General features: G+C 39.3%; 19 protein-coding genes and 1 riboswitch. Of the genes, 15 read left to right on the top strand and 4 right to left on the bottom strand.

The genetic code is table 11. From position 1 onward, the window contains the following. Window positions 1-966, bottom strand: a complete 966-nt coding sequence (locus VBD025_RS01875; protein WP_430788756.1) for a rhodanese-related sulfurtransferase — start codon at window positions 964-966, stop codon at window positions 1-3. A gap of 340 nt (window positions 967-1,306) precedes the next feature. Here VBD025_RS01875 and VBD025_RS01870 point away from each other — a divergent pair, with 340 nt between their 5' ends. The 3 genes from VBD025_RS01870 (at window position 1,307) to VBD025_RS01860 (ending at window position 3,585) form a co-directional block, all read left to right on the top strand. Further along, on the top strand, window positions 1,307-1,504 hold the full coding sequence (locus VBD025_RS01870; protein WP_430788754.1) for a cold shock domain-containing protein: 198 nt from the start codon (window positions 1,307-1,309) through the stop codon (window positions 1,502-1,504). Between the two features lie 1,101 nt (window positions 1,505-2,605). After that, complete coding sequence (locus VBD025_RS01865) at window positions 2,606-3,286, top strand: class I SAM-dependent methyltransferase (protein ID WP_430788752.1); 681 nt, start codon at window positions 2,606-2,608, stop codon at window positions 3,284-3,286. Window positions 3,287-3,288: 2 nt separating this feature from the next. After that, window positions 3,289-3,585 carry a hypothetical protein gene (locus VBD025_RS01860; protein WP_430791222.1) on the top strand — a complete coding sequence of 99 codons (297 nt, stop codon included), beginning with the start codon at window positions 3,289-3,291 and terminating at the stop codon, window positions 3,583-3,585. A 41-nt stretch (window positions 3,586-3,626) separates the two neighbouring features. Here VBD025_RS01860 and VBD025_RS01855 read toward each other — a convergent pair whose 3' ends face one another. Next, a complete protein-coding gene (locus VBD025_RS01855) occupies window positions 3,627-4,490 on the bottom strand; it encodes an NAD(P)-dependent oxidoreductase (protein ID WP_430788750.1) in 864 nt (287 codons plus the stop codon). Between the two features lie 149 nt (window positions 4,491-4,639). Next, a riboswitch (cobalamin riboswitch) is annotated at window positions 4,640-4,842 on the top strand. 119 nt (window positions 4,843-4,961) lie between these two features. On the opposite strand from VBD025_RS01855, the gene VBD025_RS01850 reads away from it, so the two are divergent. The 4 genes from VBD025_RS01850 (at window position 4,962) to VBD025_RS01835 (ending at window position 9,488) form a co-directional block, all read left to right on the top strand. Next, window positions 4,962-7,199 carry a ribonucleoside-diphosphate reductase subunit alpha gene (locus VBD025_RS01850; protein WP_430788748.1) on the top strand — a complete coding sequence of 746 codons (2,238 nt, stop codon included), beginning with the start codon at window positions 4,962-4,964 and terminating at the stop codon, window positions 7,197-7,199. 25 nt (window positions 7,200-7,224) lie between these two features. Then, on the top strand, window positions 7,225-8,268 hold the full coding sequence (locus VBD025_RS01845) for a ribonucleotide-diphosphate reductase subunit beta (protein ID WP_430788746.1): 1,044 nt from the start codon (window positions 7,225-7,227) through the stop codon (window positions 8,266-8,268). A 75-nt stretch (window positions 8,269-8,343) separates the two neighbouring features. Further along, a complete protein-coding gene (locus VBD025_RS01840) occupies window positions 8,344-8,793 on the top strand; it encodes a GNAT family N-acetyltransferase (protein ID WP_430788744.1) in 450 nt (149 codons plus the stop codon). 80 nt (window positions 8,794-8,873) lie between these two features. Continuing rightward, window positions 8,874-9,488 (top strand): TraR/DksA C4-type zinc finger protein, encoded by a 615-nt coding sequence (locus tag VBD025_RS01835; protein WP_430788742.1) that lies wholly within the window; start codon window positions 8,874-8,876, stop codon window positions 9,486-9,488. 1,036 nt (window positions 9,489-10,524) lie between these two features. Here the strand turns inward: VBD025_RS01835 and VBD025_RS01830 are convergent. Beyond that, entirely contained in the window at window positions 10,525-11,364 is an 840-nt protein-coding gene (locus VBD025_RS01830; protein ID WP_430788740.1) for a hypothetical protein, read from the bottom strand. A gap of 170 nt (window positions 11,365-11,534) precedes the next feature. Further along, entirely contained in the window at window positions 11,535-12,875 is a 1,341-nt protein-coding gene (locus VBD025_RS01825) for a S1C family serine protease (protein ID WP_430788738.1), read from the bottom strand. A gap of 267 nt (window positions 12,876-13,142) precedes the next feature. Between VBD025_RS01825 and VBD025_RS01820 the strand changes: the two genes are divergently transcribed. The 8 genes from VBD025_RS01820 to treR all read left to right on the top strand — a co-directional run bounded on the left by VBD025_RS01820 (window position 13,143) and on the right by treR (window position 24,745). Beyond that, entirely contained in the window at window positions 13,143-13,829 is a 687-nt protein-coding gene (locus VBD025_RS01820) for a response regulator transcription factor (protein WP_430788736.1), read from the top strand. 2 nt (window positions 13,830-13,831) lie between these two features. Further along, entirely contained in the window at window positions 13,832-15,175 is a 1,344-nt protein-coding gene (locus tag VBD025_RS01815; protein WP_430788734.1) for a sensor histidine kinase, read from the top strand. A 62-nt stretch (window positions 15,176-15,237) separates the two neighbouring features. After that, complete coding sequence (gene typA, locus VBD025_RS01810; RefSeq protein WP_430788732.1) at window positions 15,238-17,067, top strand: translational GTPase TypA; 1,830 nt, start codon at window positions 15,238-15,240, stop codon at window positions 17,065-17,067. 109 nt (window positions 17,068-17,176) lie between these two features. Next, on the top strand, window positions 17,177-18,229 hold the full coding sequence (locus VBD025_RS01805; RefSeq protein WP_430788730.1) for a PQQ-dependent sugar dehydrogenase: 1,053 nt from the start codon (window positions 17,177-17,179) through the stop codon (window positions 18,227-18,229). A gap of 230 nt (window positions 18,230-18,459) precedes the next feature. Beyond that, window positions 18,460-19,820 (top strand): IS3 family transposase gene (locus tag VBD025_RS01800; RefSeq protein ID WP_430787785.1). Its coding sequence is split into 2 segments (ribosomal slippage): window positions 18,460-18,916 and window positions 18,916-19,820, totalling 1,362 coding nucleotides; the frame shifts between segments, so codons are not numbered across the junction. Between the two features lie 630 nt (window positions 19,821-20,450). Next, complete coding sequence (treP, locus tag VBD025_RS01795; RefSeq protein ID WP_430788728.1) at window positions 20,451-22,346, top strand: PTS system trehalose-specific EIIBC component; 1,896 nt, start codon at window positions 20,451-20,453, stop codon at window positions 22,344-22,346. An 18-nt stretch (window positions 22,347-22,364) separates the two neighbouring features. Further along, window positions 22,365-24,026: an alpha,alpha-phosphotrehalase gene (treC, locus tag VBD025_RS01790; RefSeq protein ID WP_430788726.1), complete on the top strand. Its 1,662-nt coding sequence runs from the start codon at window positions 22,365-22,367 to the stop codon at window positions 24,024-24,026. 2 nt (window positions 24,027-24,028) lie between these two features. Then, entirely contained in the window at window positions 24,029-24,745 is a 717-nt protein-coding gene (treR, locus tag VBD025_RS01785) for a trehalose operon repressor (protein WP_430788724.1), read from the top strand. Window positions 24,746-24,747: the final 2 nt, after the last annotated feature.

The following is a 24,747-nucleotide window of genomic DNA, read 5'->3' as shown; positions in this document are numbered from 1 at the left end:
TTAAATAGTTTGTGTTTTTTCTTCTTCAATTTTATTTAGTCTTTCCTGAACTTCTTCTTCGCTGAGTTCGTGTTCTTTTACATACATATTCCGGGGGCTTGTACGACATTCATGCGAACAGCCACGTAAATATTTATGCTCATTCTCTTCTGAACAGATCATCTGCCTATTACATGGTGGATGTGCACAGTTTACGTATCGTTCACATGGCTTACCATCAAAATAATCGACACCGACAACAACGTGTTCCTTACGGTTAATTGGAACTGCAATGCGTTCGTCAAACACGTAGCACTGGCCATCCCACAGCTCACCTTGAACATTGTCGTCCTTTCCGTAAGATACAATTCCACCGTGCAGTTGTGCAACGTCTTCGAAGCCTTCCTTAACTAACCAGCCCGAAAACTTTTCGCACCGTATTCCGCCAGTACAATATGTTAGAATACGTTTCCCTTCAATAAGGTGTTTGTTCTCTTGCACCCATTCTGGGAGATCACGGAACGTTTCAATATCAGGACGGATTGCTCCACGAAAATGTCCAATATCATATTCATAATCGTTTCGTGCGTCCAAAACTACTGTATTATCATCTTGCATAGCTTCATAAAATTCTTTTGGAGCTAAATATTGTCCAGTTGTTTGTTTCGGATTAATATCGTCCTCTAAACGAAGTGTGACCAATTCTTTACGCGGACGTACATGCATTTTTTTGAAAGCATGACCTTCATGCTCATCCACTTTGAATGTCATATTAGCAAAGAGCGGATCATTGTGCATGGCATCCATGTATTTGCTAGTTTGTTCAACTGTACCTGAGACAGTACCATTAATACCTTCGTTAGCCACTAAAATTCTACCTTTTAACTCCAGATCCTTACAAAACTGCAAATGATTATTTGCGAATTGTTCAGGATCCTCTATGTGTACATAGTTATAGTACAACAATACCTGATACTTTTCAGTCATTTTTGTTACCACCTATCATTTATATTTGCAAGATACAAATGCATAGTAGTCATTTCTTATTATATTCTTGCAAGAAACTATTTTATCAGTATTTGTACCATATATCAAGATGGGTACAATCGGCTAAGAGCCAGCACATAGTCAATCGTGTTAAAAATGTGTAAAAATCAATTAAAAAATCCTCAGATTCACTTGCATTATTTTGGTGAAAGGGTTAAACTTAAAGGTGCAAAAGGAAATTGAAGTTTGAATAATACTTTACGATCTCTTTACCAAAGTGGTGTAAAAGTATTTATGATTCAATTACTTTGCACGATATTTGTATAAGGAGGTCATTTTAATGACTGGCAAAGTAAAATGGTTTAATGCAGAAAAAGGTTTTGGTTTCATCGAACGCGAAGACGGAGACGATGTATTCGTACACTTCTCAGCTATCCAATCCGAAGGTTTCAAAACGCTTGAAGAAGGTCAAGACGTTGAGTTTGAAATCGTAGAAGGTAACCGCGGACCACAAGCAGCTAACGTAACTAGCCTATAATTGACAATAAATGAAAGGTTTACCTCACATTTCGTGAGGTAAACCTTTTTTGGTTTCAGCATTTTTTGGTAGGTAAAAAAATATAAATCTTTTCTTACCGCATAAGTGCAACTAAGGCTTGGCGAATAGCAAGCTTTCTAAAAGATAAGAATGTATAAAATAGTTATGTTTGTCTAGCCCAACGCCTAGCCCGCTTGAGGTTTTAACATGCTATTAGTTACTGTTGTCGTAGTAGATGGAAACTGTGAAGTAACATACAATTTTCATCTTGTGAAAATTTCGATGTAACAGGAAGGAAATTTCCGTTGTTGGCAGTGTACTGAAAAAGTTACACGAAATATTGACTTAGTGGATCTGCGATCGCATCTTCGAATATACTTCGCTTTCCGTGGGCGAGTGGTGAGCCTCCTTGGACTGGCGTCCTTCGGGGTCTCACCGATCTCTTACTTCCCACAGGAGTCTTCGTATATTCGAAGATGCTAGGTTGAAGTGGAAATAATATTTTTTAGAACCTACCGCTTTTTCAGTGACATACTAGCGCGATCCAGGTCTTACCTATGCTCGTCCTACCCTAGAAGTCGACTGCAGTGAAGAAAAAGCGCCGATGCACTAGCAACTGAAAAAGGGATAGATATTAAAAATTTCACTTTCGCACATCAATCCAGCATCATCGAATTCACGAGACTCCTGCGGGAACAGCACGAGTCTGAAGGCCCCGCAGAGTGGGCTTCTCGAGGAGACTGAAGCCGTGCCCGCGGAAAGCGAAGTGAATTCGATGATGCGATCGCAGATCCTCTTAATTTGTATTTCATGTAGCTTTTTCAGTTTCCTTCGGAATGATTCTTACGGCAACTAATTCGCAGTATAGAGATTTTGTGTCACTATGAAAATGGATTGCGAGATATTCAGTTCTGGAGGATCACCTTATTTTATTCTGCGATAATTGAGTTATACTTATAAAGCTTTAGAGCAAATGCAAGTTTTACTAACTGGATGCAGTTTAATTCCGCATAAATGTGAACAATTGCCTCGTTCATTTCATACCTGCACGAATACCCACTACTAAGGTATAATAAAATCAGATGAAGGGGGTTTTATAGAGTGACATATTTTAATTGGAATAAAGAAGCAGAATTGCAATGGGATAGCCGGGCGCAATTCTGGAATGAACGCAGTGTGAATATGTGGGACAACGGCAGTAGAAAGGACATAGTCCCTTTTATTGAAAAGCACCTGAAAAAGGGTAGTAAGGTCTATGATATCGGCTGCGGAGATGGTTATGGTACGTACAAACTGCAACAGGCAGGCTATGATGTTATCGGAATGGATCTCTCAAGTGAAATGGTTAATCTTGCTAAAGAACGGGCAAAGGATATTTCTTTCGTACAGGGAGATGTAATGGACTTGCCATTTGAAAATAACAGCTGCGACGGGGTCGTTTCGATCAATGTATTGGAATGGACAGAAATACCTGCGACTGCATTAAAACAGCTGAGCCGTGTTTTGAAAAAAGATGGTCTGCTTTGTGTCGGGATTTTAGGACCTACAGCGGGACCAAGAACACATAGTTTTCCTAGGGTGTATGGGGATAAAGCGATTGCAAATACGATGATGCCCTGGGAGTTTCAGAAACTGGCAACAGAAAATGGGTTTACATATGTAAATGGATTCGGAGTATACCGTGACGGTGTGAAGGCCAGCAATCATGAAGGATTACCAATTGAATTAAAGCAGGCATTAACATTTTTATGGGTATTTATACTAAGAAAAGAAGGTGAATAATGATGGGACAAAAAGAAATGGAAGAGAAGGTCATTGAAAGTTATCAAAATGATGAAAAGATGATGATTCTAATTTATGCGCAGTGGTGTATAAACAATGAACTTGAACCAAAGGAACTATATGAACAGGCATATCCGTCTCAAATGAAAAATAATGCTTTGAGGGAAGCGTTGGAATTAACTGTATCTAAAGAAGAGTCAGAAGAAATTCCTGACTCGACTGTTATGCATGTATTACAGCTTTTCGGAAATGACGATTTAGCTTTTATAGTTCAAGAACAAATTGATAAGCGTAAGTAACTATCAAATAGACTGCACGCCTCGCACGTGCTTCAAAACATTTAACCGAACAACTTAATCAAAGCTTGAGTACCGCTATTTCCTTCGCCTTGATCGGCAAGTTCTGTGTAAAGCTGCAGTGAGAGCTCAAGTCCTGGAGTTAACAATCCCATGTCTTTGGCTGACTCAAGTGCAATCGTCATGTCCTTGATGAAGTGTTTTACATAAAAACCTGGAGCGAAATCTTCTTCAATCATCCGTGGAGCTAAGTTTGACAATGACCAGCTGCCGGCAGCTCCGGTTGTAATGCTTTCTAAAACCAGTTCGGGATCCAGACCTGCCTTTTTTGCATAAACAATGGCCTCGCATACTCCAATCATGTTGGAGGCTATAGTGATTTGGTTACAAAGCTTGGTATGCTGGCCAGCTCCAGCTCCACCCTGGTGGATAATGTTGCTTCCTAAAACGTTGAAAACAGGAAGCAATTCCTGATAAATCTCAGTCTCGCCACCAACCATTATCGACAATTTTCCTTTCTGAGCGCCAATATCGCCTCCTGATACTGGTGCATCAAGTGCAAATAAACCACGAAGTGCAGCTTCCTGATATATTTTCTCGGCGATTACTGGTTTAGATGTAGTCATATCCACAATATACGATTTTGGACGAGCGTTTTCTAGAATTCCATCTTCCCCAAAATATACTGCCTCAACATCTAACGGATACCCAACCATTGTTATGATAACCTCTGCATCAGAAGCTAACTCAGCTACGGACCTTTTCCATACGGCACCTTGTTCGATGAGAAGCTCGGCTTTTTTCTTTGTCCGACTATGAACGGCTACTGAAAAGCCCGCTTCGAGTAAATTTTTTGCCATGCTGTTACCCATTACACCGATACCGATAAACCCAATTGTTTTTTCCAATCAAATAACCTCCTGTTTCGTATATCTATTAATTCGACAGTAAGTCACTTTTTTCCTTTTTTCACCAATAGTATTGCATTCATTTTCAACCTGTGTTAGCCTTTAAACACAATATATTGTTAAATAAATAATCACATTACTATATATAGTATTATCCTACAAGCGTTGGTGGCCAACTGAAATTGGCCTTAATAGGGAATCTGGTGTGATACCAGAACTGTCCCCGCAACTGTGAATGTGGACGAACGAGATTTTCTCCACTGTATCTTTTTGCTTAACGGCAAGGATATGGGAAGGAGCTCTAGTAGATAAACACATAAGTCAGGAGACCTGCCAAGTCTTGTAACCAGTTTCAATTCTTCGGGGCCAAAGAAGACGAGACGATGGAGGAGTATTTTTCTGTCGTTTTAACCGTTTATGGCCAAATTGAGCCATAAACGGTTTTTTTATATTAAAAAGGAGATGTGAAAGATGCAAACTGCAATGGTAAAAGAGGACTGGAAAACACGGTTAGAAAATAACGTAATGAGTTCGTTTTCGGAGATGTCTATTCAGGCATTTCTTGATAAAAATGTACAATCGAAGGAAAGTCTTTCTACAGAAGATTGGGTTAATCAGCTTACGTTGGAAGCGCTAGCCAATATAAATGAAGAAAATCCTGATTGGACATATGTGGCTGCAATGATTTATGCGGAATGGCTATACCAGCAAGCAGCGGAAAATCGCGGCTATGATTACGAGAATAAATATGGTTCATTGTATACCTTAATTGAGAAAGTAACGGAAATAGGCATTTATGATAAAGCAATTCTGCATTCCTACACAAAAAAGGAGATAGATTATCTGGGAACTGTAGTGAATCCGGACCGTGATCGCCTTTTTACTTTTATAGGTTTAAAAACACTGGCAGATCGTTATGTGGCGAAAGGTTATACTAAACAAATTTTTGAACTGCCGCAAGAGCGCTTCATGATTATCGCGATGACGCTTATGCAGGGAGAGGCGACTGAAAATAGATTAACACTGGTAGAACAGGCATATTGGGCGATGAGTAATTTATATATGACAGTCGCGACACCAACACTTGCAAATGCAGGCAAAAGTTATGGTCAGTTGTCCAGTTGTTTCATCGATACGCTGGATGACAGTCTGCAAAGCATCTACGACAGTAACACGGATATTGCCAATCTCTCAAAAAACGGTGGAGGAATTGGCGTATATATGGGCAAAATAAGGTCCAGTGGCAGCATGATTAAAGGTTTCCAAGGTGCATCTTCAGGTGTTATACCATGGATGAAACAATTAAATAATACTGCTGTGAGCGTCGATCAGCTGGGTCAGCGAAAAGGAGCGATTTGTGTTTATTTGGACGTTTGGCATAAAGACATACATTCGTTTCTTGATTCCAAACTAAATAATGGTGATGAACGGATGCGGACCCACGACCTATTTACAGGTGTAACGTTACCCGACTTGTTTATGGAAAAGGTAGAAGAGCGGGAAGATTGGTATTTATTTGATCCGCATGAGGTTCGATCAGTAATGGGATACTCACTGGAAGACTATTACGACGAGGAGAAGCACACTGGTTCATTCCGATTAAAATATGCTGAATGTGTGGCGAGTGACAAACTTTCAAAAGAAGCAGTTCCGGCTATAGAAATCATGAAAAATATTATGAAGAGTCAGCTTGAAACAGGAGGACCATTCTTATTTTACCGTGATGAAGTTAATCGTCAAAACGTGAATAACAATACTGGAATGATTTATTGCAGCAATCTTTGCACAGAAATTATGCAAAATCAAAGTCCTACCATGTTTATTGACCAGCAAACAAGTGACGGCAAAATCATGATTACCAAAGAGTCAGGTGATTTTGTAGTATGCAATCTGTCTTCCATTAATCTTGGACGGGCAGTTAAGGATAATGTGCTTGAAGAGTTAATACCAATTCAGGTTAGGATGCTGGACAACGTTATTGATTTAAATCATATACCGGTTCCACAGGCTGAATATACGAATCAGCGGTATAGGGCAATTGGACTTGGTACGTTCGGATGGCATCATCTGCTCGCACAAAAAAGGATTAAGTGGGAGAGTCAAGCTGCTGTTGATTTTGCAGATCAATTGTACGAAAAAATAGCCTATCTAACAATAGGGGCAAGTATGAAGCTAGCCAAAGAGAAAGATGCATACCCTTTATTTAATGGATCGGAATGGGAAACAGGTAAATATTTTGAACGGAAAGGCTATCTAAGTACAGATTCAGAATTTAGCTGGAACGATTTGCAGAGAGATGTAAAGAGGTATGGCATTCGGAATAGCTACTTGATGGCAGTGGCGCCAAATTCTTCAACGTCCTTAATTGCCGGAAGTTCAGCAAGTATAGATCCGATATTCAGAAAGTTCTATTCCGAAGAGAAGAAGGATTTTAAAATTCCTGTTACTGCTCCAGACTTGAATTCAGAGACAACATGGTACTATAAGTCAGCTTATTTAATTGATCAAAAGTGGAGTGTTGCTCAAAACGCAGTTAGACAAAAACATATTGATCAGGGGATTTCGTTTAACATTTATGTTCCGAATGGTGTGCAGGCAAGAGAACTATTGGACATACATGTACAAGCATGGAAATCGGGATTTAAGACCACATATTACTTACGGTCCACCTCAACGGATATAGAAGAATGTGAATCCTGTTCCAGCTGATAAATAATAAGGAGGCATTACGTTAATGACTGTATCTGTCCAATCACGTACAATAATGGATAAACATGCTCCAAATCGATCGACAGGGATTATTAATGGGAGAAGTTCAAATGTATTAAACTGGGATGATGTCAGATATTCCTGGGCATATCCAAAATATAAAAAAATGCTCGGAAATTTTTGGACACCTTTTGAAATAAATATGGCACAGGACCGAAAACAAATGCAGTCGCTGACCAATGATGAACAAGAAGCATTCTTAAAAATAATAGGATTGCTAGCACTGCTGGACAGTATTCAAACAGACTATGCCGGTAAGGTCGCTGATTACTTAACCGATTCAAGTATAAACGCACTAATGATTATTCTGGCGCAACAGGAGGTTATCCATAATCACTCTTATTCATATGTGCTTTCAAGCCTCGTGTCCAAGTCAGAGCAGGATGAAGTATTTGATTTTTGGCGAAATGAACCTGTCCTGGAAAAGCGAAATGACTTCATTACCAATGGGTATAAGGACTTTGTAGAAAGTCCTACGGTAGAAACTATGTTAAAGTCGATCGTCTATGACGTTATTTTAGAAGGTCTGTTCTTCTATTCAGGGTTTGCATTTTTCTACCATCTGGCACGAAATCAAAAGATGGTTGGAACATCCACCATGATTAACTATATTAACCGGGATGAGCAGATACATGTAGATTTATTCGTAAGAATTTATAAAGAGGTTTTAGCTGAGTATCCCGAATATGAAACAGATGAATTAGCAGCCTTTGTGCAGGATACATTCAAAGAAGCAGCTGATTTAGAGATTGAATGGGCAAACTATATCATAGGAGATAAAATTACAGGGATTAATATTCAGGATGTGGAAGCTTATATAAAATTTTATGCAAACATCCGCTGCAAACAGCTTGGCTATGAACGTCCATATCCAGAATACCGCAAAAATCCTTTGCGGTGGATTAAAGCCTATGAAGAAATAGACCTTGGTAAATCAGACTTTTTTGAACAAAAATCAAGACAGTATACGAAAGTGAATTATAACGATAACGGTTTTGATGATCTTTAAGTGTTAAAAGCAGCTTCTAGTGCAGAGGCTGCTTTTCTGCTAGTATAAAAAGAAAAAACTGAGGTGGATGTACAGTTGAATTGGAATATGAAAAACTTTCAGGATCTAACAAATGAAGAGTTATATGGCATTATGAAAGCTCGCGTCGATGTGTTTGTCATAGAGCAAGAATGTCCGTACGAAGAGTTGGATAATTATGATCAGGAAGCGAGCCATTTCTTTTTAACAATCGAGGATAAAATTGCAGCATATGTAAGAATTTTACCAAGCCATAAAAAATATGAAGAGGTGTCAATTGGTCGCGTATTAGTAGTTAAAACCTTTCGAGGAAACGGCTATGCAAAATTAATAATGGAAAAAGCGATGGATCATGTTGAGAATCAATGGCAGGAAAATACAATAAAAATTCAGGCTCAAAAATACTTACATACCTTTTATTCAAGCCTTGGATTTATTCAAATATCCGACGTATACCTGGACGATAATATACCTCACATTGACATGATTTGGGATAAAAACCAATAGCTTTTAACCGCATGAATGCTTGTCTTTTGCACAAATTATAGGTAGCACTAATATATATCTATATAAAGGGGGAAAAGACGATGCTTTCAAGTGATCAAGTATCATTTTTCAAAAACCAGTTAGTAAAAAGGCAGATGGAATTATTTGATCAAATGGAGTCGGAAGGTGAATACTCCAGGAGAAATCAAGAGCTCTCGAATTACGACAACCATCCTGCTGATATGGGAACGGAATTGTTTGACCAGCACCGGGATCAAGCGTTGTCACAGCATGTAGAAGTTGAATTAAAGGAGATTAATGAGGCATTATCTTCTATTGAGGAAGGAACGTATGGTATATGCCGAACGTGCGGAATTGATATTCCAATGGAAAGAATGCAAGCCATTCCAACAGCAGATCAATGTGTTCTTCATGCAGGCAGAGCAGGATTTGTAGCGTATCGGCCTGTTGAGGAAGATGTTTTAACGCCAGATATCCATCAGCATACAAACGAAACCCAAACTGGATATGACAGAGAAGATGCACTCCAGGAAGTCGGAAGATATGGTTCATCTGATACGCCATCAGACCTAGGTGGAAATCATGATTATGATAACTATGATGAAATGTATATAAACAGTGATGAAAATATAGGGATTGTGGATGATACTGAGGGTATTGGAACTGCTGAATTCGACGGCCATCCTACAGAATAAATGCACGATATTGGGGCAAAAAATTATTAATAATTCCACTTTCGCCCAAAGATAATCATGATGAATGCAAAACACTGTATTACTTGAAATATGGGTTGCTTGCGACGGATTACAAATATGTCTATTCCTAAAACATGTTGCTAGTTACTTTGTCGCTTTAGATATAATGCGACGTAACTTTATTACAAAAACTTGTTCTATTGCTGCCGTCCGGGATCGATACGGGCGGATGCTTTCCGCGGGCACGGCTTCAGTCTCCTTGCCCCGACAAGGGGTATGCCAACGTTGTCCGCAAAGGACGGGTTTAGTTGGCCTTCCTCTTAAAAATGCTTTTCTGCGGGGCCTTCAGACTCGTGCTGTTCCCGCAGGAGTCACCACCCTCCACTCACCAGGACTGGTAAAGCTTTTACGTATTTGTTTTTTCTTTAACTAGTGCATGTAGAAATAGCCGTGCTATCAGGGAGGCAGTTAATAAATCCTCGACATCCACATTTCGTCAAGAGATTGGAGCGGATGGCAGTCGACTCCTGCGGGAGAAAAGGCATAGGTTACTGAAAAAGAGAGAGATCTTTAAAATTTAATTTCTCACCTTTAACTAAGCATCTTCGAATATACGAAGACTCCTCGAAAAAGAAAAGTACTTTTTCTTCGTGCGATGCATTTTCAGGGAAGCTTTCCTTATCCTGTGGGAACAACGCGAGCTGAAGATCCCGCAGGAAAGCGGTTTTTGCTTATCCGAGGAAGCTGAAGCCGTGCCCACGGAAAGCGTAGTATATTCGAAGATGCGAAAATAGATCCACATATTTCGTGCCACACACAACTTTTCAGTGGCTACGAGGCTCACCAGCCGCCCTAAGGTGAGCGACTGCCATCAGCGGAAATCTCGTTGCTGATTCATCGTGGAAAATAACCAACTGTTAAGTCGCAGTATAGAGATTTTGTCAACTACAACTATGCTTTTAATCGAGTTTTGCAGCTAAGCTATTCAAACATAATTAAAAACTCTTGCCATTATATCTGACAAGAGTTTTTTATGTTATGGACCCATCATTCCGCCTGTGAATGGATTTAATAACTGTGCAGCTGCCGTAATTGCTGACTTCATTATTAGGCAAGCAGCAAGCATATTCAGAATATAAATCACAATTAATAAATAAATACGATCAAAGACTTTGGGTGGCTGTTCTAGCAGAATGAGCGTTGGAACAATGAGGATTGCACCTAAAATACTAGCTGAAATAACTATTGCACCAATAAAATAAAGACTAATGTACACTAAAAAATAGCCGACTATCAGTAACAGTGTCAAAGGCATTAAGTAACCACCATATTTCGCAACAGTGGAGCGAAAGGCGTAACCATTGCCTACCAATCGTAAGGCAGCAAAAGTCAGACCAATAAAAACCAAGAATAAAACATTTAACTTAAGGAATGGCCATAATAAACCATCCTTAAATGGTAGGGACTGCGCAGGTGTAGATGGATTGTTGGGTATCCCAATCCTATTGCCATAAATCAGCCCAAATAAGCTATCAACTATCATGTAATAGCCTATAGCAAACAGCAAGGAATAAATTGCAATTGAGAAAATACCAGATACGAAATCATTTTCATTTGCACGGTTAACATCACTTGGTTTTTTTATTATCGCAAGAAAAAAATGACCGAAATTAGCCGACATTGCTTTTATCTTTTCTGCTGCTGCATTGGTATGGTTCGTATCGTCGTTAGACTGAGGGGTGTGATCCGTGTGCTCGGAGTCAACAGAAGCAGCAGTTTCTTCTGAAGAATCCTGCTCACTCTCAGGAATCAGCGCACCGCAGTTCGTGCAGAATTTACCTTGTTCCGTTTGCTGAAAGCAGTTAGGACATTGCATAAAACTCACTTCCTTTAATATGTATTAGATACTTACTCTAATTATATTCGACATTGTCTTCTGAAAATCCTTGTATTTTGTATAGTTATGGAGAAGAAAAAAGGATGACCCAAATTGGATCATCCTTTTCCCTGTTTAGAAACTGCGCCATGCTTGACACAATAATTTTTTTATTGTTGTTGTGGTTGTTCCTGTGCCTGCTCTTGTAATGCGCGTTCTACTAATGTCAGTTCAACTGTCTGTGCTTCACCATTTCGGAAAATTTCTATTTCAACAGTGTCACCAATCTTAGTTTCTGTATATAAATACTTACGTAAATCTAAAATTGAAGTTATTTCCTGACCGTTAATTTTTGAAATGATATCGAACTGCTGCAGTCCTGCTTCATCAGCAGGTGATCCAGATTGTACCTTTGCCACTACCATTCCGTTTTGGATTCCTTCTGGTAGTTCAATTTGTCCGCGATATTGTGCCGGAACCTGCTGAAGGGATGCTGTACTGATTCCGATAAACGGACGAGCTACGTCACCTTCTTCTTTCAACTGCTTCATAATTGGAAGTGCTTCATCGATTGGAATGGCAAAGCCGATTCCTTCTACTGATTCTTTTGCAATTTTCATGGAGTTGATTCCAATTACCTCTCCATCCGTGTTTACTAGCGCTCCACCACTATTTCCAGGGTTAATCGCTGCATCTGTCTGAAGTACTTGTGTAACCCAATCTGGCTGGTTGTCTTTATTCGTGTCGATGCTAACTGAACGGTCTTTACCACTTATAATACCCTTTGTAACAGAGTTAGCGAAATTCTCACCAAGTGGATTCCCGATTGCAAATACTGTTTCTGCAACTTTCGTATTTTCAGATGAACCAAGTTTTGCAACTGTATCAATTTTACTGCCGTCAATCTCTAATACTGCTAAATCAGTAAATGGATCTGTTCCAAGTACTTTTGCCTCTATTTGAACATCGTTACTTAATACCACATTAACTTTTTCTGCACCTTCTACCACATGATTGTTTGTAACAACATATGCTTTTCCGTCTACTTTTTTATAAATAATACCTGATCCAGTTCCAGCTTTCTGACCAGGTGACCATACATTTTGCTGCTGGATGTTTGAGATGCCTACGACTGCTTCGGCCACTTCTTCTAAGTTTGTAGATACATCAGCATCTCCAGTAGCAACGGTTTGAGCTATTTCAGGTGCTCCACTATCCTGAGCACTTGTTGAGCTATCATTACTGCTGTTATTCAACGGGATAACATTGTTTGTGAATAATAGCACAACTACCACTGCTGCGATGATTCCACCTATTAATCCGCCAAATAAAACACCGGCACCAGATTTTTTTTGTTTTGGTTCTTTACTTTGAGGTTGAGTAGGTTTAGTTAAACCCGGGTTTTTTTCTTTCCGTTGGTACCTTGTTTCTGTTGTGTCGTCGTCATTAAGATTTATTTGATCAATATGAGATTCTTCTTGATTCTCATTGTAATTATCATTACGTTCCATTAACTATCACCCTTTTACGTGTATTAGCTCTAGCGCCTATGTCTACAGCGCTTTTGCTTCTTTCTATATTCCATATACTACACGGTTTCTTCGGCATTACTTTGTTATAAATGTGGAAAAAGTATGTAAGATACCATTTCACGTCAGCTGCTTTCTAAAACATTTCAAATGTTTTTTAGAAGATTGTGTTTCCATATTAGTATGCACAGGGCGCTAGTTATGTAAAAATATACCTAGAGAAAAAAAGTGAAGAGGGAGTGTTTAATCATGAATTATCATATTGGTGTTGTGGAAGATGATCCGAATATCCAGAATATAGTTTCAGCATATTTAAAAAAAGAAGGATTTACGATAACCGTATCAGACACAGCAGAAAACGCATGGGAATTATGGGAAACGCAACCACCTGATATGTGGATTTTAGATATAATGCTTCCAGGAATGGACGGGTATGATTTTTGTAAAAAGATTCGAGAAGAGAGCGATGTCCCTATTATTATTATCTCTGCAAAGGATGAAGAGATTGATAAAATACTCGGAATTGAATTAGGAGGGGACGATTATTTAACAAAACCATTTAGTCCTCGTGAACTAGTGGCTCGAGTAAAGCGGTTATTTAAACGATCAAAACCTGCAGCCCAAGAGAATGAACAGGAGCTGGATAAAATTAAGCTAGGTAACATGCTTATCCGGAAGAATGATCGTCGCCTGTTCTGGAAAGGACAGGAAATTGAAATTACTACGAAGGAATACGAGATGCTGCTTTTATTTACAGAAAACGTAAATCGTGCCTTCTCAAGAGAAGAGTTGTTAGTCAAAATCTGGGGTGACGATTACTTTGGCAGTGACAGAGCAGTCGACGACTTAATAAAACGCATCCGCAAAAAACTGGATGATATTCAGCTTGAAACAGTCTGGGGTTATGGATATCGTCTGCGAAGTGAAGAGGAATAGGTATGAAACTTCAATATCAGTTAAATATTGCTTTTACAACCTTACTTCTCATCATTATGTCTGTGACAGGATTTGTTATTTATTCCTTAATTCTGGATTTACTCATACAAGACGAGAAGGCGGAATTGGAACAAAAAGGAGAGATTCTTGTCCAATTGCTGAACAGGGAGAGTGACCAGCCAAGGGTTGATCAATTCAGTGGATTTCTGGAGGATCAAAATCTGCAGATAATCTTGTATAATCGTGCAGAGAATCAGGTACTTGATGCCACGATGTCTGAGCAGATTATTAAAGGTTTTTTATCTGATAATGATTTTTCAAATACAGATAAAGAATTATGGAGTTTTGGGAATGATAAGTATGTCACCTCAAGAATTCTTTTTTATCCGGAAGCTACTGGGCTTGAATTAATTCTTTTAACGCCATTAGACGAACTGCAGGCAGTCCAACAGAACTTTATCAGTAAGCTGTTTATTGTTTTTGTGGTAGGAGCTATTTTCGCTGTGATTTTAAGTTATTTTTTCACAAATAAATTAGTTACGCCGTTAACCCGTTTAAAATGGCAGCTAAAAAAAGTTGAAAAACGACAATTTGATAAGATTGAATCAATAAAAGCTACAGGCGAAATTAAAGAGGTAGAAGAAAGTGTTTTTGAAATGGCGAATGAATTGCAGCGGTATATGAAGTCACAGCAAACGTTTTTCCAGAACGCCAGTCATGAATTAAAAACACCATTAATGACGATACAAGGATATGCAGAAGGAATTCGCGACGATATCTTTGATCAGGCAGAGAAGGAAAAAGGGCTTGAAGTTATGGTGACCGAGGTTAGCAGATTAAAGAAGATCATAAATGAAATGATTCTTTTGGCGAAGCTCGATTCAGAACAAACCTCGTATGAACCCGAGGATATATATTTAAAGGATATAGTGGACCAGGTAATGGATCGTGCGCTGCCAATAACAAATGAAAAAGGAATTCAGATTTCAAACCAGGTAGATGAAACACTTTATGTCTTTGCAGATCCTGAAAAGCTGCTGCGAGCCTTTTTAAATATAACGTTTAATGGGATTCGTCATGCAAACTCACAAGTGTTTATTACCGCTCGGCAAATAAATCGAATGATTACGATTAGTATTGAGGATGATGGGGAAGGGATTGATAAGGAACTAATCCCTCATATTTTCCATCGCTTCATTAAAGGGAAGCAAGGAGAAACTGGGCTCGGACTAGCTATTGCACGTGCGATTGTAGAACAGTCAGGTGGTAATATAACTGTTGGAACGTCAGATCTTGGTGGGGCAAAATTCATTATTGCCTTTCCTGAAAAGAAAATTTTGAAATAATGAGAAACTGTGATATAATGTTATAGTTTGAGTTATCTGTAACGGAAGAGGAGCGTACTAATATGCAATTAAGAGAAGATGTACGGAATATCGCGATTATCGCCCATGTTGATCATGGTAAAACAACACTTGTGGATCAATTACTAAAATACTCGGGTACTTTTCGTGAAAATGAACAAGTGGAAGATAGAGCTATGGATTCCAATGATATTGAGCGTGAGCGCGGAATTACGATTCTCGCTAAAAACACAGCGATTAAATATAATGACTTAGCGATCAATATTTTAGATACCCCAGGTCATGCCGATTTTGGTGGAGAAGTGGAACGTATCATGAAAATGGTTGACGGTGTATTATTAGTCGTTGATGCGTATGAAGGATGTATGCCACAAACAAGATTTGTTTTAAAGAAAGCATTAGAACAAAAACTTACTCCAGTAGTAGTTTTAAATAAAATTGACAGACCAGGAGCTCGTCCGAATGAAGTAATCGATGAGGTATTAGATCTATTCATCGAACTTGGAGCGGATGATGAACAATTGGAATTCCCTGTTGTCTATGCGTCAGCATTGAACGGTACATCAAGTGATGAACCGGATGAACAACAGGAAACAATGGATCCAGTATTCAAGACTATTCTTGAAAACATTCCAGCACCAGCCGATACTTCGGATGAACCATTACAATTTCAGGTAGCGTTACTTGATTATAATGATTATGTTGGAAGAATTGGTGTCGGTCGTGTTTTCCGTGGAACTATTAAAGTAGGACAGCAAGTTGTTCTTATGAAGGAAGACGGCACACAAAAAGCTTCACGTATAACAAAATTGTTTGGTTTCATCGGATTGAAGCGTATTGAAATACAAGAAGCAAAAGCAGGAGATATTGTTGCTATTGCTGGTCTTGAGGATATCAATGTTGGGGAAACAATTTGCCCGCAGGATCATCCAGAAGCATTACCATTCTTACGTATTGATGAGCCAACTTTACAAATGACTTTCTTAACAAATAATAGTCCATTTGCAGGTAGAGAAGGTAAATATATCACGTCAAGAAGAATTGAAGAGCGTTTATTGAAACAGTTGGAAACCGATGTAAGTCTTCGGGTTGATCCGACAGATTCACCTGACGCATGGATTGTTTCCGGTCGTGGAGAATTACACTTATCTATCCTGATTGAAAATATGCGACGTGAGGGCTATGAATTACAGCTTTCTAAGCCGCAAGTAATTATCAAAGAAATTGACGGACAGAAATGTGAACCAATTGAGCGTGTGCAAGTAGACGTTCCTGAAGAATACACTGGTGGCGTTATGGAATCACTTGGAGCCCGTAAAGGTGAAATGATTGATATGATTAACCATGGTAATGGTCAAGTTCGTATCGACTTTAAGGTTCCTTCACGTGGATTAATCGGTTATTCTACTGAGTTCATGTCCCAAACACGTGGTTACGGTATATTAAACCATACGTTTGAAGCATATGAACCACTTGTTAAAGGTCAAGTTGGCGGCAGATCGAAAGGTGTTCTTGTTGGACTTGAAAATGGAAAAGCTTCAACATACGGCATCATGCAGCTGGAAGACCGTGGTGTGATTTTTGTTGAACCAGGTACAGAGCTGTACGCAGGTATGATCGTTGGGGAACATAACCGCGACAACGATTTAACTGTTAATATCACGAAAGAAAAACATTTAACAAACGTTCGTTCAGCAAACAAAGACCAAACGTCTACAATCAGAAAAACAAGAGTAATGTCACTCGAGGAATCAATTGAGTACTTGAATGACGATGAATATTGTGAAGTTACCCCTGAATCAATTCGTTTGCGTAAAAAGATTTTGAATAAAAACGAACGTGAAAAGGCAGCAAAGAAAACGAATATCGGTTAATAAAACGAATAACCCTAATGAGGTATCACCTCATTAGGGTTATTTTTGTATTTGGAAGGGAAGACCATAATTAAGATTGAAGTATACAGGCAGTAGGAGGTAGTGGATCATGCGGGTACTTTTTGCTTTATCTTTCGTTTTTGTTTTATTGGTCGGTTGTTCAGAACCGACGGAGGAAACTGTTGAACCGGAGGAAGAAACGAGAGCAAAGATGAAAGTTATTGCCGAAAATTTAAAGGTTCCATGGGAAATTCAGCGAGTGGATGGTACGTTTTATATCAGTGAACGGACTGGTTCAATTGTAATTGTAAAGGATGGTGTGCAGGCAAGAAAGGCAGTTAATTTTGAAAAGAATATTTCAAATCAGTCTGAAGCAGGGCTATTAGGCATTGCAATTCCATCAAATTTTGCAGAAAAGAATGTGGCATATGCCTATTACTCCTATCAGGAAAATGGAAGCTACTTTCAGCGTGTAATCAAAATGAAAGAAACGGACGCCTCTTGGGTGGAGACGGAGATCCTATTGGATGAAATTCCTGGGGGAGAGTTTCATCAAGGTGGAAGAATAGCGATTGGTCCTGACCAGAAATTATACATTACAACAGGTGATGCTACTAATGAGAAAAGCGCACAGGATTTGAATAGCCTTGCTGGAAAGATAGTACGAATGAATATGGATGGTTCCATTCCCACAGACAACCCATTCGATAATTCATATGTCTTTACGTATGGCCACCGAAATCCCCAAGGATTATCCTGGGATGAAAATAATTCGCTTTATGCAACAGAACATGGATCAAGCGCCTTCGATGAAATTAATAAAATTGAAAAAGGTCAAAACTACGGATGGCCAGTAATCCGTGGAGACGAGTCAAAGAAAGGTATGACTGAACCGATTGTCCATTCAGGAAAATCAACTTGGGCACCATCTGGCATGGCTTATTTTAAAGGTCATTTCTATTTTGCCTCTTTAAGAGGAGAAGGAGTTCGCAGGTTTAACCCTGACACTGAACAGGTTGAACTGATTATGGATGGAATAGGACGAGTGCGAGATGTATTTGCAGCTGAAAATGGAATATATTTTATAACCAATAATACAGATGGTCGAGGAAATGCAGCGGAGAACGATGATAAATTGATTTTTGTACCGAAAGGAGAATAACGAAATTTTCAGGGACTGAAATAGCTGAATAAACCCGCACTCCATTGCTGCAGTTGACACAAAATCTATATACTGCGATGTAACATTAGGTTTATTCTTAAATATACTCTAAAGCTGCCGTCCAGGATCGCTGCGGGCGGATGCTTTCCGCGGGCACGGCTTCAGTCTCCTCGAGAAAATGCAGTGCACCCCTATAGTTGGACACCCAATTAACAATAGGAGGTGCCTGGATGAGAAAGATGACAGAGAAGGAAAAACACGATGTTGTGCAACGTTATATAAAAGAGAGTTATAGTTATCGGGGCTTAGCGAAAGAAAGCGGGATTGACGAATCTGTATTACGCTATTGGGTAAAATTATATGAGTATCATGGAAATCAAGCTTTTCAATTTCCCTATACAAACTATACGCCAGCCTTTAAGCTAGATATAATTACGTTTATTGAAGAGAAGAATTTCTCTCTTCGAGAGGCATCGGCGATCTTCCACATTCCTGATCCTGCTATGGTTCGGAAGTGGAAGAAAAAGTGGGAGACTGGTGGATTCGATGCCCTTAAACCAACACGGAAGGGGAATCCCCATATGACAGCACATCAAAAGAAAAATTCGAAGAATGAAAAACCTGCTAAGGATCCTATAGAGGAAATGCAAAAAGAACTGGAACACTTGCGTATGGAGAATGCCTATCTAAAAAAGTTGAGAGCCTTAGTTCAAAACAAGGAAAAATCACCAAACAAGACAAAGCGAAAGTAGTCTATGAACTAAGGGTCGAATTCGCGGTAAAAAAACTTATAAAGTTGGCAGGTATTCCGCGGAGTACCTACTACTACTGGGTAAAAACATTTAATCGAGCTGACAAAGATACCACATTAAAGTCATTGATCCAATCGATTTATCATGAACATGATGGACGGTATGGCTATCGTCGCATTCAATTAGAATTAGCAAATAAGGGATACCTAGTGAATCACAAAAAAGTGCAGCGATTAATGAAGGCGTTAGGCTTGAAAAGCCTTGTTCGCATAAAGAAATACCGTTCGTATAAGGGCAAAGTTGGTAAGACTGCTCCCAATATCTTAAATCGCGATTTCAAGGCGGAAAAACCAAATGAAAAATGGGTGACCGACATTACAGAATTTAAATTATTCGGAGAGAAACTTTACTTATCTCCTGTTCTTGATTTATTTAATGGCGAAATTATCTCCTACACGATTGGTTCTAGACCAACCTACTCCCTAGTCTCCGACATGTTAGAAGCGTCTTTGGAGCGCATCACGGATAATGATGAACTGATTATCCACTCGGATCAGGGGTGGCACTACCAGATGAAAAAATACCGCCAAGCTCTAGAGGAACGTGGCATCACACAAAGTATGTCACGAAAAGGAAACTGTTATGACAACGCCGTTATTGAAAATTTCTTCGGAATTATGAAATCTGAATTTCTTTATCTCAACCAATTTGAAAGCATAGATCACTTCAAACAAGAGCTAGTAGAATATATGGATTACTATAATAACAAACGAATAAAAACAAAATTAAAAGGAAAGAGTCCGATTCAATACCGAACTCTTTCCCAACAAGCAGCTTAACGAAAAATCTGTCCAACTTTTCGGGGTCACTTCAAACCCACTCTGCGGGGCCTTCAGACTCGTGCTGTTCCCGCAGGAGTCACCGCCCTCCGCTCACCAGGACTGGTAAAGCTGTTTATGTCTTTGCTGTAAACTATTGCATTCTGAGAGAGATATAGCGATCGAGGGTGGATCGGATCTTATAAATCCGTGACATCAAACTCTAATCTAGAGATTGGAGCGGATGGCAGTCGACTCCTGCGGGAGGAAAGGCATAGGTGAGACCCCGGAGTGCGACAGCACGAGGAGGCTCACCAGCCGCCCGCGGAAAGCGACTGTCATCAGCGGAAATCTCGTTGCTGTTACATCGCAGTTTATTTCAAAAGTGGGAAGTTATGTCGCAGCTTACATCAATTACGACAAAGTAAATAGCTACAAGTTTTGTGGAAATCCATATTTCAATGCTACAAGTACTGCGGTTTATTGAATTCAGCAAGATTATCTATGTGCAAAAGTGGAGTGAATAAATCTTGCACTCAAAAAGTTGTTGTCGAATGAAAGCCCTTGCAAAACATGTATATACAAGTTATACTGTTTTCTGGAACATGTATATACAAGTTAATAATTAATAGTGAAAAGGGAGTCCTTTCTATGAGTAATAATAAAGAAATTATTTATGCCCCCATTAATGGGCAAATTAAGCAATTAGAAGCTGTTCCAGATCCTACTTTTTCGGAAAAAATGATGGGTGACGGACTGGCGATTGAACCAACAGACGGTAAAGTAGTTGCACCTTTTGATGGTACAGTTGTTAATTTATTTCCGACAAAGCATGCGGTTGGCCTTGAAAATGAATCGGGTGTTGAGGTTTTAATACACATCGGTTTGGAAACAGTTGCGCTTGATGGCGAAGGTTTTGAAGCGCATGTGGCACAAGGAGATAAAGTAAAGGCTGGAGATCCGCTTATAACCTTTGACTTAGATTTCATTAAAGAAAAAGCTAAAAGTACAATTACTCCTGTAATTATTACAAATGGAGACGTACTGGAGATGCTTGATAAAACAGAAGACAGTGTGGTTCAAGCAGGTAAATCCATTTTATTTCATACCGCTTTAAAACGTAAAACCAAAAGCAGCAAAACAAGTGGACATAGTAAAGATGCGCAGGATATTGTGGCTGCAATTGGTGGCAAAGAGAACATAAATGTTGCAACACATTGTGTTACAAGACTTCGTTTTGCTTTAGCTGATCAGGACAAGGTTGATAAAGAAGCACTGGAAAACCTTGATATTGTAAAAGGATCTTTTTTATCTAATGGTCAGTTCCAGGTCGTAATTGGACAAGGTACGGTTGATAAAGTTTATGCTGCAATGATAAAAGAGACTGGTATGGAGGAAGCGAGTAAAGACGATGTGAAAGCTGCCAGTGCGCAAAAACAAAATCCACTGCAGCGAGGAATTAAAACGTTAGCTGACATTTTCATACCTATCCTTCCAGCTATTGTAACTGCTGGTTTATTAATGGGTATTAATAATATTTTGGTTAATCCAGTATTCTATGAGGATGCATCGATAGTTGAGGTTCACCCAGAATGGGCTGGAATTGCAAGTATGATTAATATTATCGCGAATACAGCCTTAGTCTTCTTACCCGCACTGATTGGTTGGGCAGCGGTGAAGAAGTTCGGAGGGAGTCCAATTCTTGGTATTGTCCTTGGTTTGATGATGGTACACCCTGATTTACTGAATGCGTATGCTTATGGTGACGCATTGAAAGAAGGAACGATTCCTAAATGGAACCTATTTGGATTTGAAGTAGATAAGATAGGTTATCAGGGTCAGGTTCTCCCAGTATTATTTGCTTCTTATGTTTTAGCAAAAATTGAAGTGTTTATGAGGAAAAAAGTTATCGATTCCTTACAATTGTTAATCGTTCCACCAGTTGCATTGCTTGTGACAGGATTTTTAACTTTCGTGTTAATTGGTCCAATTATGTTCGCAATCGGAAATTCTATTACAGACGGAATTGTATTCATGTTTGACACATTCCCGATTGTCGGGGGACTTGTCTATGGTGCGATTTATGCTCCATTAGTTATTACAGGTATGCACCACACATTATTGGCAGTTGACGTGCAGTTGATTGGATCCACAGGAAGTACATTCCTATGGCCGATATTAGCGCTGTCCAACATTGCACAAGGTGCAGCAGCATTTGCAATTTGGCTAGCAGCGAAGAATGATAAACTAAAGGGTCTATCACTAACTTCAGGCATCTCGGCATGGCTTGGAATCACCGAACCGGCTATGTTTGGTGTGAATTTACGCTTTAAATATCCATTTGTGGCGGCAGTTATTGGTTCGTCAATAGCTGGAGCTTTTATAACGTTTCAAGGTGTGAATGCCGAATCAATTGGTATCGGAGGTATCCCAGGATTCCTATCCATACAGGATGCGATGGGCTCGTTCTTTATCGGAATGGCTGTGGTTGTTGTAATTCCATTCTTAATTACGTATTTAATCGCTTTACGGAAACTAGAAAAATAATACAACGAGGTGTTTCAAATGACAGAACCGTGGTGGAAAAAGGCAGTAGTATATCAGATTTATCCAAAGAGCTTTCAGGATACCACTGGTAATGGCTTAGGTGATATTCAAGGGATTATCTCCCGGCTTGATTATTTGAATAAGCTGGGTGTCGATGTTTTATGGCTGACACCAGTTTACCAATCACCGCAAAAAGATAATGGCTATGACATCAGTGACTATTTTTCAATTGATGAAATGTACGGGACAATGGCTGATTTTGATGAATTGCTTCACGAAACACATAAACGTGGAATGAAATTAATTATGGACTTAGTAATCAATCATACGTCCACTGAAAATCAATGGTTCGTTGAATCTGCTAAATCGAAAGACAATCCATATCGCGACTTTTATATATGGAAAGATGCAAAAAATAACGCAGAGCCAACCAACTGGAAATCTAAGTTTGGCGGTTCTGCATGGAAATATGATAAAGGAACGGATCAGTACTTTCTCCATCTGTTTGATAAGACGCAAGCAGACTTGAACTGGAAAAACGAAACAGTTCGTGAAAAGCTGTACGATATGATGCATTTTTGGGCAGATAAAGGAATCGATGGCTTCCGTTTAGATGTTATAAACCTTATCTCGAAAGACCAGAGCTTTCCTGACGACCATGAAGGTGATGGACGAAAGCATTACACAGATGGACCAAAAATTCATGAATATTTGCACGAGATGAATCAGGCCGTGTTTTCAAAACGTGACATGATGACTGTTGGCGAAATGTCATCAACTACGCTTGAAAATTGTACGCGCTATACGAATCCTGATCGTAATGAATTGGACATGACCTTTCAGTTTCATCACTTAAAGGTAGATTATCCAAACGGACAGAAATGGGCAACAGCTCCATTCGATTTTCAAGCATTAAAACAAATACTTTCTGATTGGCAGGTAGGTATGCATGAAGGAAATGGGTGGAATGCATTATTCTGGTGTAACCATGATCAGCCGCGTGCAGTCTCAAGGTTCGGCAGCGATTCCGCTTACCGGGTTGAGTCAGCAAAAATGCTCGCGACGACTATCCATATGATGCAGGGGACACCATATATTTATCAGGGTGAAGAAATCGGGATGACTAATCCAAGGTTCTCAAGCCTCGAAGATTATCGTGATGTAGAGTCCTTAAATGCTTATAACGAATTAAAAGCAAATGGAAAATCGGATGAAGAAATTATAGCGATCCTTCAGCAAAAATCACGCGACAATGCACGTACACCAATGCAATGGTCGGAAGCTAATCATGCAGGATTTACAAACGGAACGCCATGGATTTCTGTGGCAGATAACTATCCGCACATCAATACGGAACAGGCGCTGCAGGATCAAGATTCCGTTTTTTATCATTATCAGAAGCTAATCAAGCTGAGAAAAAGTATGGATATTATGACGTATGGTGATTATCAGTTATTGTTTAAGAATCATCCGCAGATTTTTGCTTATTCCCGTAACTTTAAGGGTAAAACGCTCACGATTATTAATAATTTCTACGAAGATGAAATCACAATAGAATTGCCTTTCACAGAAGGTAATGTGGTCGTTTCAAATTACAGCGATTCTTCTGATACAGGTCTAAACAACCTTACTTTAAGACCGTATGAATCGATTGTATATGAGACACCAACTGGAGAGTAGCCGTGCAGAAGAAATACATGACTATATACCAGGACCTTGTGAAAAAAATAAGCGACAACGAATGGGCGGAGCAATCCTTACTTCCATCTGAAAATGAAATGACCGAAGCGTATTCTACATCGAGAGAAACAATTCGCAAAGCGTTGAATCTATTAGCGCAGGATGGGTATATTCAGAAAATCAGGGGAAAAGGGTCCGTCGTAATTAACATGAATAAATTTGATTTTCCTGTGTCGGGCATTGTAAGTTTCAAAGAATTAGCTGCGAAGCTTCAGGTTACAACCAGGACGGTTGTACATGAACTTGGTCTTGCGGTTGCTGCAGAAAAATTACAGCAATTGCTGCAGCTTAAGCAATCGGAAAAAGTTTGGTCTGTAACTCGAACTCGTATTATTGATGGAGAGAAGGTTATTCTTGATAAAGATTTTTTAAACGCATCGGTGGTACCATCAATTACTGAAGCGATTTGTGAAGACTCCATCTATAGTTATCTTGAAAGTGACCTCGGATTAAAAATAAGTTTTGCGAGAAAAGAAATTGTAGTAGAGGAACCAACTGCTGAAGATAGAGAATACCTTGACTTAGAAGGATTCTCGAATATTGTGGTTATAAAGAGTCTGGTTTATCTTGACGACGCAAGCTTATTTCAGTACACAGAATCAAGACATCGACCAGATAAGTTCAGGTTTGTGGATTTTGCCCGCAGAATTAATAAATAATA

Origin of the sequence: Virgibacillus flavescens, from assembly GCF_050574275.1 — a bacterium.
GTDB classification, from domain to species: Bacteria; Bacillota; Bacilli; order Bacillales; family Amphibacillaceae; genus Virgibacillus_F; species Virgibacillus_F flavescens.
This window is presented reverse-complemented; position numbering and strand designations above follow the sequence as displayed.